The organism is Streptomyces sp. NPDC053493, from assembly GCF_044544825.1.
Classification (GTDB): domain Bacteria; phylum Actinomycetota; class Actinomycetes; order Streptomycetales; family Streptomycetaceae; genus Streptomyces.
Window position 1 is genome coordinate 801,555 of record NZ_JBITXS010000002.1, and the last position, 12,643, is coordinate 814,197.

Here is a 12,643-nt window from a genome sequence, read left to right on the forward strand (position 1 = left end):
CTGCCCCCCATTCAGTGAACCAGTGAGGAGTGCCCCGTGCGCACAGCCCTGACCCTCGCCGTCTCGGCCGCCCTGGTGGCCGGGACGGCCCTCGGGCTCGCCCCCGCCGCCCAGGCCGCCGACACCGGCGCCTCCCTTCGCTTCGTCGACATCGCCGGTGACGGCGGCACGATCCTCAAGGCCAACGTCGCCACCCCGGCCGGCGCCGCCGACGGCGCCCGCTACCCGGTGATCGTGCTGCCCACCAGCTGGGCGATGCCCCAGATCGAATACCTCGCCCAGGCCCGTGAGCTCGCCGACTCCGGCTATGTCGTGGTGAGTTACAACTCGCGCGGCTTCTGGCAGTCCGGCGGCGAGATCGAGACCGCCGGCCCCAAGGACGTCGCCGACGCCTCCCGGGTCATCGACTGGGCCCTCGCGAACACGCCCGCCGACCCTGCCAAGGTCGGCATGGCGGGCGTCTCCTACGGCGCCGGCATCAGCCTCCTGACCGCCGCGCACGACAAGCGGGTCAGAGCCGTCGCCGCGCTCAGCGGCTGGGCCGACCTCATCGACTCCATCTACAGCGGCCGCACCCAGCACCTCCAGGCCGCCGCCCTGCTCGGCGGCGCCGGCTATCTCACCGGCCGTCCCGGCCCCGAACTGCGGCAGATCCTCGGCGACTTCCTCTCCTCGAACCTCGACAAGGAGGACGAGATGATCGCCTGGGGCCGGGTGCGCTCCGCCGCCACCTACCTCGACGCGATCAACACCAACCGTCCCGCGGTCATGCTCGGCAACGCCTGGGGCGACACCATCTTCCCGCCCAACCAGTTCGCGAGCTTCTACGAGAAGCTCACCGGCCCCAAGCGCCTGGAGTTCCGGCCCGGCGACCACGCCACCGCCGAGGCCACCGGCCTGCTCGGACTGCCCAACGACACCTGGACCAACGCCCACCGCTGGTTCGACCACTACCTCAAGGGCGCCGACAACGGCGTCGACCGCGAGCAACCCGTCCAGCTCAAGCCCCGCTCCGACGCCGGCTACGAGGGCTATCCCGACTGGAAGTCGGTGAACGCCGACCGGCGGAAGTTCGCGCTCGGCGGCTCCGAGCACGTCTGGGCCAACGTCGACTCCGGCGCCAACGGCGGTGTCGTGATGCTCTCCAACCTCCTCGACCAGTTCTTCCAGGCACCGCCCGTCGCCTCGATCCCGCTGCTGCCCCGCGCCTTCGCCGGCGTCTGGCAGTCCGAGCGGTACGACACCGCCCAGCGGGTGCGGGGCACGGCCCGGCTGCACACCACGCTCACGCCCACCGCGGAGAGCGGCACCTTCGTCGCGTACCTCTACGACGTCGGCCCGCTCGGCCTGGGCAAACTGGTCACGAACGCTCCGTACACCTTCCACGGCAAGACGCCCGGCAAGCCGTTCGCCGTCGATCTGGACCTGTTCTCCACGGCATACGACGTGCCGGCCGGACACCGGCTCGCCCTGGTCGTCGACACGGTCGACCCGCTCTACATCGAGCACAACCCGACCGGCGCGCAGCTGACCTTCTCCTCCCCCGCGGCCGACCCGTCGTACGTGTCGGTACCGCTGCGGACGGAGTGATCACCGGCTGCTGCCGGGCGGGCAGGGCCCGTGCGGGGCTCGCGCGACCCCGGGAGGCGCTCGCGCGGTCGTGCGAGACTACTCCCGGCCCGGCAGCGGCGTGACCGGTTCGGCCGGAGCGACGTCCACGGCCCGCGTGCGCGGTCAGTGCTGGATGATCCTGGACAGGAAGTGGTCCCTCGGTTCGGTCAACGGATCCGTGACGGCCATGTGCTGCCCTGCCCCCTGTGTCTTCCGGCTGTTGTCGAGTCAGCGCAAACTATCCACCGCAAAAAGGGACTTCACGCCCGACACGCATGAAAGCGGAATAAGCCGTATTTACTGCAGAAGGGGCTGCGGAAGGACGGGAAGGAGTCGCGCGCGGGCGCCGCGGACGGGTCAGAACTCGGCGGCCTCGGCATAGATCTGGGAGAGTTCCGGTACCCCGGTCACGGCCCAGTCCAGGCCCGCCGTCACCACGTCGATCTCCCGTCCGGACGGGAGCAGCACCACCGGCTGGCCGTCCGGGCGCAGCCGCCAGCCGGCCCCCGGCACCGTCCGTACGACCACCGTGCCCAGATAGAGTCCGGCGTCGTTGCCGACCCAGGGCAGCTCCTCCGGGTCGTCCCGCCAGCGCGGCGGAAGCTGGTCCAGCGCGACGAGGGACAGCGGGGTGTCGTCGAGCACCACCCCGGCCTCCTGGGCACGGGCGCGCAGCAGCTCGCACTCGGCAAGCAGCTCGGCCGCTCCTTCCGGGTCCCGGTCGAAGGCCGAGACCAGCGGAGAACGGTCGGCTTCGTGCCGCTTGCGCCAGTTGTCCAGGAACGGGATGTTCATCCGACCAGCGTCGCATCCAGCCTCCGCGGGCACCACCCGGCACGCGGAGATCATCAGACTTCGCGGCCGTCCGGCGCCGGGACCGTCCGGGCTCCGGCCCCGGCCCCGGCGTGCGTGAGACGTCGGGACCGTCAGACGTCGAGGTCGACCACGACGGGCGCGTGGTCCGAGGCGCCCTTGCCCTTGCGCTCCTCGCGGTCGACGAAGCTGTCCTTGACGGCGTCCGCGAAGGGCTTGTTGCCGTAGACCAGGTCGATGCGCATGCCCTTGTTCTTCGGGAAGCACAGCTGGCGGTAGTCCCAGTACGTGAACGGGTGGTCGTACTTCAGCGGGCGCGGCACCACGTCCGTGAGCCCGGCCTCCCGCAGCCCGGCGAGCGCGGCCCGCTCCGGCGCGGTGACATGGGTGGCGCCGTCGAAGACGGCGATGTCCCACACGTCGTCGTCGGTCGGGGCGATGTTGTAGTCGCCGAGCACGGCGAAGGGCCGCTCGCCGGCCGCGTCCTCGCCGACGGCCGCCTTCAGGGCCTCCAGCCAGCGCAGCTTGTAGGCGTAGTGGTCGTGGGCGACCTCCCGCCCGTTCGGCACGTACACCGACCAGACGCGGACCGGGCCGCAGGTCGCGGAGATCGCCCGCGGCTCCTCGACGCCCTCGTAGTCCGGGCCGCCGGGCAGGCCCATGACGACGTCGTCGAGGCCGACGCGGGACAGCAGGGCGACGCCGTTCCAGCGGCCGGTGGCGTTGACCACCGACTCGTACCCCAGCGCGCGCAGCTCCTCGGTGGGGAACTGCTCGGCGGTGCACTTGGTCTCCTGGATGCACAGCACGTCGGGGCCGCTGCTCTCCAGCCAGGCCAGGAGCCGGGGCAGCCGGGCGGTGATCGAATTGACGTTCCAGGTGGCGATGCGCATGAGCGCAAGCCTAACCGCGCGGTCCGACAGTCAGCGGAACGCGGCTCACAGCTCGGCGGAGCCGCCCGGGGCGAGCCGCCGGTGGTCGGTGCCGCCGAGTTCGCCGATCTGGCGGTCGTAGATCGGCCGGGCCAGGTCGGTGAGCAGCGCGTCGTGGACGTCGTAGGCGCGGCGCGGCCCGATCTCGCGGACGTAGTCGATGACCTCGGAGATCTTGTTCCAGGGCGCCATCACGGGCAGCAGCAGGGTGTCGACCGGCCGGCCGGGGACGGTGAGGGCGTCGCCGGGGTGGAAGACGGAGCCGTCGATCAGATAACCGACGTTGGTGATCCGCGGGATGTCCGGGTGGATCACGGCGTGCAGCTCGCCGTGCACCTGCACGTCGAATCCGGCCGCGGTGAACGCGTCCCCGTTCCCCACGGTGTGCACCCGTCCCGGGAACGCCGCGGCCATCCGCTCGGCGACGCTCCGCAGCGTCCACAGCTCGGCGGCCGGATCGGCCTCCAGGGCGGCCCGCAGCCGTCCCTCGTCGAAGTGGTCCGGGTGCTCGTGGGTGACGAGGAGGACGTCCGCGCCGAGCGCGGCGTCCTCCTCGGTGAACATCCCGGGATCGATGACGAGCGTCCGCCCGTCCTTCTCCAGGCGGACGCAGGCGTGGGTGTTCTTCGTCAGCTTCACGGGCGCAGACTACGCCTGGGGAGTGGTCTCCTCCGTGATGACCCGACTGACCACCCGCTGCGCGCTCTCGGCGGCGGGAAGCCCGCAGTAGACGGCGGTCTGGAGCAGGATCTCGCGCAGTTCGGCCGGGGTGAGGCCGTTGCGGAGGGCGGCGCGGGTGTGGTCGGCGACGGCGTCGTGGTGACCGCCGGCGATCAGCGCGGCGAGCGTGACGGCGCTGCGGGTGCGGCGGTCGAGGCCGTCGCGGCTCCACACCTCGCCCCAGGCGAAGCGGGTGACGAGCTGCTGCAGGTCGGTACCGAAGTCGTCCTCGAGGACCGCGTCCACGTACGCGTCGCCGAGCACCTCCCGGCGGAGCTTGAGACCGGTCTCGTACGGGTCGGGGCGCGGCTCCTCGGTCTCCTCCTCGGCGGCCGGCGCGGCCGGGTCGGCGGCGGCCGCGGGCGCGGGCTCGCCGGCCGGGACCACCGGCGCGGCGACCGGCGGCATGGGCGGCACGCGCAGCACGCCCTGGCCGCCCTGGGTGTCCTGGGCGAGGGCGGCGAAGTGGTCGGTGAGCAGTTCGGTGACGGCGGCCGGCTGCTCCACGGGCGCGAGGTGGGAGGCGCCGGGGACGACGGCGAGCCGCGCGTCGGCGATGCCGGCGACGAGGGTGCGGGCCTCGGCGGGGCCGGTGATCCGGTCGTCGGCGCCGACCAGGACGAGCGCGGGCACGCCGATGCTTCCGAGGGCCTCACGGACGTCGAAGACGGCGAGCGCCTCGCAGGCGGCGATGTAGCAGCCGGGGTCGGTGGTGCGGACCATCTGGACGGCCCAGTCGACGATGGCGGGCTGGGCGCCGGCGAAGGCCGGGGTGAACCACTGCTCGGGCGCGAGGCGCGCCATCGGTTCCAGGCCGTTGGCCCGGACGACCACCGCGCGCTGGCGGAACTCGTCGGCGGTGCCGAAGCGGGGCGAGGCGGCGACGAGCGCGAGGGAGGCGACCCGGTGCGGGGCGCGCAGCGCCAGGTCGAGGCCGACGGCGCCGCCGAGCGCGCAGCCCGCGTAGCCGAACCGCTGGATGCCGAGCTCGTCCAGGGTGGCGAGGAGCCGGTCGCCGAGCTCGGCGACGGAGGCCGCCGGCTGGACGGGCGCGCCGCCGTGCCCGGGCAGGTCGAAGCGGACCACCCGCCAGGTGCGGGTGAGTTCGGGTATCTGCCGGTCCCACATGTGCCAGGTGGTGCCCAGCGAGGGGCCGAGGACCAGGACCGGAGCGTCATCTCGGCCGTCGACGCGGTATTGCAGGGTGTTCGGTAGTGTCTCGCTCACCCGCTAGACCCTCTCATCTCTCACGACGTCACACATCGCCGGGTCGAATCTAGCGGGTTGCTCCTCTTCGGGAATCCGGGCGGGTGCCGGTGCTCAGCCGACGGGTTCGGTGCGGATCCGGATCGCCGCGGCGAGCCGCTCGCTGTGGGCGATCGCGTCGGTCACGTCGGAGCCGCGGGCGACGACGTAGCCGCCGATGTCCTCGTTCCAGGTCAGCGGGGACACCACGTCGCCGGGCCGCACCTTCAACTGGAGGTCCACGAAGGCCGGGTCCGCGCGCACCTCGTCGACGCCGGTCACCTCCACGACCCGGCCGGGCTCCGGCGTGAGGGCCCGCAGGGCCGCGCCACAACGGGGCCGCGGCGACTCGGTCAGCGGATCGAGCACGCCGAGGCCGGAGGCCAGCGCGTGGAGCTCCATGTCGACGCCGTAGACCAGCTCGGCCATCTCGTTGATCGCGTAGCCGCCGACGCGGTTGTGCGACTCGATGATCCGCGGTCCGCGCGGGGTCAGCTTGACCTCGGTGTGGCCGGGGCCGTTGCGCAGCCCCACCGCGTCGAGGAAGTCCTTCACCAGCTCGATGGCCTCGGCCACCTGCTCGGCCGGATGGGAGGTCGGCTGGGAGAGGGCGACCTCGGCGAAGCCGGTGCGGCCGAAGTCGGCGAAACCGGTGCCGCCGAGCCGGCGGTCGGTCGTGGCGACGACCACGTGCCGCCCGTCGAAGCTCACGGTCTCCACGCTGAACTCCGGTCCCTCCAGGTACTCCTCCATGAGGAACTCCTCGAAGGTGTCGGCGAAGCCCAGGTCGCCGGCGGCCCACTCCTTGTCGTTCAGGGACCGGTAGCGTTCGGCGACGGCGTCCACCTCGGCCTCGTCGTGGACGCAGAACACCGCGAGGCTGCCGGACTCGCGGACCGGCTTGACGATGATCGGCAGCCCGTTGGCCGCGACGAAGTCCCGTACGTCCTGGGTGGTGCGGCCGACCGCGGAGGCCACCGGGCTGACGCCCTTCGCGGCCAGGTGCCGGCGCATCAGCGCCTTGTCGAGGAGCAGTTCGACGGTGGCGACGGACTCGCCGTCGAGGCCGAGGGCCTCGTTGAGCTGCGCCGCCGGCAGCAGCCCGAACTCGGTCAGCGTCACGGCCGTGCGGAACGGATACACCTCGTGCAGCGCCCGGGCCAGGGGCAGGAGCCGGTCCACGTCGCTGTAGTCGAGCAGCAGCGCCTGGTCGACATGGGGCCAGTGCTCGCGGTCGTACGCGTTCGGGTACTGGGCGTACACCACGTCCAGGCCGAGTTCGCGGGCCTTGCGCACCTGCTTGACCTTGCCGCCGACGATCAGGACGCGGGGCCGTCCGGTGCCGGCCGCCGGGGGCCGCTGACCGGTGGATGCGGCGTTGTCGGACAACGTGGCTCCTTGTCTCAGCTGTCCTCCCGGCGGGCTCGCCGGGAGAGGGAAGGACGTGACGGCCGGGAGAGGACCGGCGAGCCGGCGCCCGTCCGAACGGGCGGGCGCCGGCCGGCGGTCGGCATCATCCCAGCACGTCGGCAATGGCGTCGACGGCCTGGTCGATCTCCTCGCGGGTGATCACCAGCGGCGGCGACACCCGGAGGTTCTCGCCGGCCACCTTGCACAGCAGGCCGCGCTCGAGCAGCGCCTCGGACACCTCGCGGCCGGTCGGGTGGCCCTCGGCGATCCGCACGTTGGCCCACAGGCCTCGGCCGCGGACCTCGGCGACGCCGGGCAGTTCGGCGAGCCGGCCGTGCACGTAGGCGCCGAGTTCGCGGGAGCGCTCCTGGAACTCGCCGGTGGCGAGCAGCCGTACCGCCGCGCGGCCGACGGCGGAGGCCAGCGGGTTGCCGCCGAAGGTCGAGCCGTGCTCGCCCGGCTTGAGCACGCCGATCACGTCGGCGCGGCCGGCCACCGCGGACACCGGCATGGTGCCGCCGCTCAGCGCCTTGCCCAGGGTGTAGAGGTCGGCGCGGACGCCCTCGTGGTCCAGCGCGAGGGTGGCGCCGGTACGGGCGAGGCCGGACTGGACCTCGTCGGCGACGAACAGGGTGCGGGTGTCGTCGCAGAGCTGGCGGACCTCGCTGAAGTAGCCCTTGGGCGGGACGACCACGCCGGCCTCGGCCTGGATCGGCTCGAGGAGGACCGCGGCCGTGTTCTCGGTGACCGCGGCGCGCAGCGCGTCGATGTCGCCGTACGGCACGACCTTGAAGCCCGGGGTGAACGGGCCGAAGCCGTCGTGGACGGTCGCGTCGGTGGAGAACGAGACGATGGTCGTGGTGCGGCCGTGGAAGTTGGAGCCCGCGACGACGATCTCGGCGGCGCCGTCCGGCACGCCCTTGACGCGGTAGGCCCACTTTCTGGCTATCTTCACGGCCGAGTCGACGGCCTCGCCGCCGGAGTTGGAGGGCAGGACGCGCTCGGTGCCGGTCAGTTCGGCCAGTTCACGGCAGAACAGGGCGAACTGGTCGTGGTGGAACATCCGGCTTGTGAGCGTGATGCGGTCGAGCTGCGCCTTGGCCGCGGCGACGATCTCGGGGTGCCGGTGGCCGAAGTTGAGCGCGGAGTACCCGGCGAGGAAGTCGAGATAGCGCCGGCCGTCCAGGTCGGTCACCCAGGCGCCCTCGCCGTGGGTGAGCACCACGGGCAGCGGGACGTAGTCGTTGGCGCCCCAGCGCTCGGCGAGGGCGATGTAGTCCTGAGCGGAGGTGACGTCCGTACTCATTGCGGCACTCCTTCGGCAGGTTACTGACCTGGTCTGTTGTCGTAGAGGTGGTCGAGCTCGATCTCGCGGAGCTTGCGGTAGTCGGCGAGCGTCTCGGCCGGGTCGTCGGCGATGAGGATCACGTAGCCCGGCCAGGTCGCGACGTCGACGGTGCGCGGGAGGACGTGCCCGGCCGGATGGGCCATGACGGTGTGGGCGTAGGACGGCAGCGCGCGGACCTCGGCCATCTGCTCGTGGGAGGGGACGACGCCCCGGTCCCGCGGGTTGATGAGGGCGACGAAGCGCGGGTGGCGCAGCATCCGGTACGCGGTGGTGGGTACGCGGTCGAACGCGTCCGGGTCCGCCACGGACAGCGCGAGGAGGTCCACCTGGTTGACGCCGAAGCAGCGCGTGGTGATCTCCGGGATCTGGCCGCCGCCGAGGCGGGCGCCGCTCTCGACGAGGACCGGCCCTCGGGCGGTCATCATGATCTCGGTGTGGGCGGCCCCGTTGCGCAGTTCCAGGGCGTCGAGCACCTGGTGCGCGTAGGTCTCCAGCTGCCGGGCGACCGGGTCGTCCGGCGCCAGCGGCTCGTCGTAGTCGTAGACGAAGTCGCCGCCGGGGACCCGGCATTTGTAGTAGCGCCAGATCTCGACGGTGCGGTGGGCGCCGTCGCGGCTGACCGTGTTGACGTAGTACTCGTCGCCGGCCAGGAACTCCTGCGCGAGCACCACCGTGTTCGGCATTCCGTGGCGGTCGGTGGCCGACATGATCCGCGCGTGGGCGGCGCGTACCTCCTCGGGCGACGCGCACGCCACGACGTTGTCGGTGCTGGAGCTGGAGACCGGCTTCAGGACGACCGGATAGCCGGCGGTGGCGTCGGCCCAGGCGACGATCTCGTCGGCGTCGGCCGAGACGATCGTGGCCGCGTGCGCGAGACCGGCGTCGCGCAGCGCCAGGACCATGTCGTACTTGTTGCGGCGGGCCGCCGGGCGGCTCATCCCGTTGCCGGGAGTGCCGAGTTCGGCGGAGAGCAGGTCGGCCAGCTCGACGCCGGACTCGGTGCCGGCGATCACATGGCCGACGCCGTACGTGCGCAGCGCGGCCGCGGTGGCCGCGAGGTCGCCGTCGTGCCGGATGTTGTCGACGAAGCCGTCGAGGTCGACCGCCATGTGGACATCGGGGTGCTGCGAATGGACCTGTACGCAGTCGATGCCGTGCCGGAGCAGGGCGGCCGGAAGGAGGCGCCCGGTCGAGCGGACGTCGACGATCGCCACTCGCGTCGTTTTCGCGCGGGAGCTGGTCACATTCCTCAGCTGCTTCCCTTGGTGAGTCGTGCGAGTCGAAATCTGGTGAGCCGTGCGGGTGCGGCGCGGGCCGTGCGGGTACGGCGCGGCGCGAGCCGTGCGCGTACGGGCCGACCGCTCCCGGCACGGCGCGGCCGGCCCGCCGCCGATGCGTGGGGCATCGGCGGCGAGCCGGCCGACCGGGCGTTCTAGCGGTAGGTGGCGAGCTCGCCCGTGCGGCGCACGTCGAGCGTCACGCAGTGGAAACCGCCGCCGAGCGAACGGGCGTGGGTGAGCTGCGCCGGGATGCACTCGACGCCGTGGCTCTCCAGCACCCGGATGAGGTCCACCTGGCGCTTGTCCACGATGACCTTGCTCGGGCCGACGGTCAGGAAGTTCATCCCGATCCACACCGAGCCGCGCGGGTGCGGGCCGACGAAGCCCTGGTCCACCAGCTCCGGGCACTCGATCTTGTCCCAGCCGCGCAGGAACTCGGGCATGTTGCTGTCGTTGACCCGGGACGGGTTGACGAGCACGAGTCCGGGTCGCAGCGGCGCGATGGTGGAGTCGATGTGCGTGGAGGTGTAGATGCCCGGGCACGCGTGCACCTTGTACTCGTCGCCCAGGGCCGCCTGCAGCCACTTGGCGCCGAGCATGTTGCCGCTGTCCGAGACCTGGTAGAGCACGTCCGTGCCGAACTTGAGCACGTTCGCCGCGTCGAAGACCGGCTCCAGGTTCTTCAGGCGCTCGCCGGGCGCCGCCGACGGCTCGTACATGTCGTCGGTGAGCTGCGGCTTGGGCGCGGAGATCCACCGCGCGCCGCTCTCCAGGTACTCGACGAACAGGTCCTTGTAGGCGAAGCCTTCGAGCCACCGGGAGCGCAGCACCATCGGCGACTCGATGAGGGTCTTGCCGACCGCGAGGAATCCGTCGCGCGGGCAGTAGTCGTGGAAGCCGTCGGTGCTCCAGTCCGGCGTGGACACCGTGGCCTTGTGGTCACGCCCGCCGGGCCGGCGGACCTTCACACCGAGGTCCTTCAGGATGTCGACCAGCTCTTCGAGCTCGGCTTCGGTCTGCTCGACCACATGGGCGGGATAGGGGCCGGGCACGACCTCCTCGGGATTGTCGATGTCGCCGTACTCCGCGGCGAGCAGACTCCGATCGGTGACCGGCACCCGCGCGCCCGCGATCGTCCCCACGACGATCTCCTCCAGCGGATCCCACTCGGTGTACACGTCCACCAGGCTCATCGGGTTGTCCCTCCCATGCGGGCGCCGCAAGAAGGCGGCGTCAGTCAGCCGTTCGAGTTCGGAATCGAGGCAAGATTCGCACGGACGGCGCCCGGGCCGGGTAAGCGACGTGCGCAACCGCGAGGGCGTGAGGTAAACGCGGTGAGTCGTCGCGGATGAGCTTGTCGCGGACGCGCCGACGGCGGGCGCGCCCGTAGCGTCACGGACCTGAGGCCCGCGCGCCGGGTCGGCTGTACGCCGGGTCGGAGAGACGCCGGGTTACGGAGACGTCGCCGAGACCACGTACACGCGCGGGAACGCCGGATCGCTGAGGCTGACCGTGATGTCGCTGGTCGGGCGGGGCTTCTCGCGGGCGACGGAGGTGCCGGACCAGGCGTGGCCGGTCGCGAAGTCCCAGCCGACGATGTCGGCGTCGCGGTCGCTGACGGTCACCTTGCCGGGCGTGAGGGCGGCGCGGCTGGTGCCGCTCTCGGCGAGATAGCTGTCGAGGCCGCTCGCGGTGGTCGTGAACTGGACGTAGAGCCGGCTGGTCTTCCAGTTGCTGGTCTCGTAGTAGGCGACGTGCCAGGCGTCGGACGGGACCGGGATCTCGAAGACCCGGCGCTTCATCTGGGACGGCCAGTTGTCCTGGAGGCCGACGGCGGAGGACTCGCGCTCCTTGTCGAGGCCGCTGTCGCGGCTCTGTCCCGCGGAGATGACGAGATAGCCCGCCGGGACGCCGACGAGCAGCACGATGGTGAGCAGGGTGAGGAAGCGCCGGCGCAGCATGTGCCGCCGGTCCTCGGGGAGCCTCGCCTCCGGCGACGCGGTGGGGTGCGGGACGGTGGGACGGTCCTGCGGCGTCGGGTGCGGCGGATGGGGCGGGAGGGGCGCGGTCATGACGTCGGGTCCTGGGGCGTGGGGCGGGTGCTCTTGTCGGCGGCGGAGACTCCGCGCAGCGCCTGGGCGTAGCGGCCGTAGCGCTCGTAGCGCTCGACCCGGCGCCGGTTGGCCCGGCGGAAGCGGCGGGCGACGAGCCGGGCGAGGTCGGCGGCGCCGACCATGCCGGCCTCGGGGCCGAGCTGGGCGCGGGCGATCCGGGCCTCGGGGCGGTAGCCGCGGCCGGTGAGGTGGCGGCGGAAGGCGTCCCGGGCGGGGCCGATGAGCAGGTCATCGGCGGCGGAGACGCCGCCGCCGATGACGAAGCAGGAGGGGTCGAGGGCGGCGGCCAGGTTGGCGAGGCCGACGCCGAGCCACTGGCCGATGTCTTGGAGGAGCTCGACGCACATGGCGTCGCCCTCGCGGGCCAGCTCGGTGATGAGCGGGCCGGTGATGTCGGGGACGCTGCCCTTGACCCGTTCGATGATCTCGTGGGCGACCGGGGAGTCGGCGGCGGCGAGCTCGCGGGCCTCGCGGACCAGGGCGTTGCCGGAGCTGTACTGCTCCCAGCAGCCGCGGTTGCCGCAGGGGCAGCGGTGGCCGCCGGGGACGACCTGCATGTGGCCGAACTCGCCGGCGACCCCGTACTTGCCTCGTTTGACCTGGCCGTCCTCCAGGATCGCGCCGCCGATGCCGGTGCCGAGGGTGATCATGACGAGGTGGTCCTCGCCGCGTCCGGCGCCGAAGCGCCATTCGGCCCAGGCGGCCGTGTTGGCGTCGTTGTCCACCATGACGGGGACGGCGAGCCGGTCCTGGAGGGCGTCGCGCAGCGGCTCGTTGCGCCAGGCGAGGTGGGGGGCGAAGAGCACCCGGGCCCGGTCGGCGTCGACCCAGCCGGCCGCGCCGATGCCGACGGCGTGCACGTCGTGCCGGTCGGAGAGGTCCAGGACGAGCTCGACGATGGTGTCCTCGACGACCTTGGGGCTCTTGGACTTGTCGGGGGTCTCGGTGCGGACCTTCTCCAGGATGTTGCCGTCCGCGTCGACGACGCCGGCCATCACCTTCGTACCGCCGATGTCGATGCCGACGGTCGGCACCCGGGGCGCGGTCAGGTGCGAGCGCCGCTCTCGGGTGCCGACGGTCCGCAGGACCGTGCCGCGGGCGGAGCCGCGGTGCGTCAGGTCACGGTAGGTACTCATCGGCTCGATTCTGCCAGGCGAGGTGTGAGAGGCG

The 12,643-nt window shown here is 72.3% G+C and carries 11 protein-coding genes; 1 reads left to right on the forward strand and 10 read right to left on the reverse strand.

All coding sequences use genetic code 11. The features are described from left to right. The first annotated feature begins 36 nt into the window (after window positions 1–36). Window positions 37–1,590 carry an alpha/beta fold hydrolase gene (locus ACIGO8_RS09375; RefSeq protein WP_399726340.1) on the forward strand — a complete coding sequence of 518 codons (1,554 nt, stop codon included), beginning with the start codon at window positions 37–39 and terminating at the stop codon, window positions 1,588–1,590. A gap of 378 nt (window positions 1,591–1,968) precedes the next feature. Here ACIGO8_RS09375 and ACIGO8_RS09380 read toward each other — a convergent pair whose 3' ends face one another. The 10 genes from ACIGO8_RS09380 to ACIGO8_RS09425 all read right to left on the reverse strand — a co-directional run bounded on the left by ACIGO8_RS09380 (window position 1,969) and on the right by ACIGO8_RS09425 (window position 12,609). Further along, a complete protein-coding gene (locus tag ACIGO8_RS09380) occupies window positions 1,969–2,406 on the reverse strand; it encodes a DUF6278 family protein (RefSeq protein WP_399726343.1) in 438 nt (145 codons plus the stop codon). 131 nt (window positions 2,407–2,537) lie between these two features. Beyond that, window positions 2,538–3,317, reverse strand: a complete 780-nt coding sequence (locus ACIGO8_RS09385) for an exodeoxyribonuclease III (protein WP_399726345.1) — start codon at window positions 3,315–3,317, stop codon at window positions 2,538–2,540. A gap of 45 nt (window positions 3,318–3,362) precedes the next feature. Then, window positions 3,363–3,995 (reverse strand): MBL fold metallo-hydrolase, encoded by a 633-nt coding sequence (locus ACIGO8_RS09390; protein ID WP_399726347.1) that lies wholly within the window; start codon window positions 3,993–3,995, stop codon window positions 3,363–3,365. A 9-nt stretch (window positions 3,996–4,004) separates the two neighbouring features. Next, window positions 4,005–5,303: an alpha/beta fold hydrolase gene (locus ACIGO8_RS09395; protein ID WP_399726350.1), complete on the reverse strand. Its 1,299-nt coding sequence runs from the start codon at window positions 5,301–5,303 to the stop codon at window positions 4,005–4,007. 93 nt (window positions 5,304–5,396) lie between these two features. Then, window positions 5,397–6,710, reverse strand: coding sequence for an ATP-grasp domain-containing protein (locus ACIGO8_RS09400; protein ID WP_399726353.1), 1,314 nt, complete (start codon window positions 6,708–6,710; stop codon window positions 5,397–5,399). 124 nt (window positions 6,711–6,834) lie between these two features. Then, the gene (gene rocD / locus ACIGO8_RS09405) at window positions 6,835–8,037 is read right to left on the reverse strand and encodes an ornithine--oxo-acid transaminase (RefSeq protein WP_399726354.1); all 1,203 of its coding nucleotides are present in this window, start codon (window positions 8,035–8,037) and stop codon (window positions 6,835–6,837) included. A gap of 20 nt (window positions 8,038–8,057) precedes the next feature. Next, complete coding sequence (locus ACIGO8_RS09410; protein WP_399726357.1) at window positions 8,058–9,293, reverse strand: ATP-grasp domain-containing protein; 1,236 nt, start codon at window positions 9,291–9,293, stop codon at window positions 8,058–8,060. Between the two features lie 218 nt (window positions 9,294–9,511). Further along, window positions 9,512–10,552 carry an inosamine-phosphate amidinotransferase 1 gene (locus ACIGO8_RS09415; RefSeq protein ID WP_399726360.1) on the reverse strand — a complete coding sequence of 347 codons (1,041 nt, stop codon included), beginning with the start codon at window positions 10,550–10,552 and terminating at the stop codon, window positions 9,512–9,514. Window positions 10,553–10,810: 258 nt separating this feature from the next. Then, a complete protein-coding gene (locus ACIGO8_RS09420; RefSeq protein ID WP_399726363.1) occupies window positions 10,811–11,431 on the reverse strand; it encodes a hypothetical protein in 621 nt (206 codons plus the stop codon). After that, entirely contained in the window at window positions 11,428–12,609 is a 1,182-nt protein-coding gene (locus ACIGO8_RS09425; RefSeq protein ID WP_399726366.1) for an ROK family glucokinase, read from the reverse strand. Before ACIGO8_RS09425 ends, ACIGO8_RS09420 begins: the two co-directional genes overlap by 4 nt. Window positions 12,610–12,643: the final 34 nt, after the last annotated feature.

Coding starts and splice junctions, on each gene's coding strand:
- ACIGO8_RS09380 (WP_399726343.1), bottom strand. CDS start 2,406: ATGAACATCCCGTTCCTGGACAACTGGCGCAAGCGGCACGAAGCCGAC.
- ACIGO8_RS09385 (WP_399726345.1), bottom strand. CDS start 3,317: ATGCGCATCGCCACCTGGAACGTCAATTCGATCACCGCCCGGCTGCCC.
- rocD (WP_399726354.1), bottom strand. CDS start 8,037: ATGAGTACGGACGTCACCTCCGCTCAGGACTACATCGCCCTCGCCGAG.
- ACIGO8_RS09415 (WP_399726360.1), bottom strand. CDS start 10,552: ATGAGCCTGGTGGACGTGTACACCGAGTGGGATCCGCTGGAGGAGATC.
- ACIGO8_RS09420 (WP_399726363.1), bottom strand. CDS start 11,431: ATGACCGCGCCCCTCCCGCCCCATCCGCCGCACCCGACGCCGCAGGAC.
- ACIGO8_RS09425 (WP_399726366.1), bottom strand. CDS start 12,609: ATGAGTACCTACCGTGACCTGACGCACCGCGGCTCCGCCCGCGGCACG.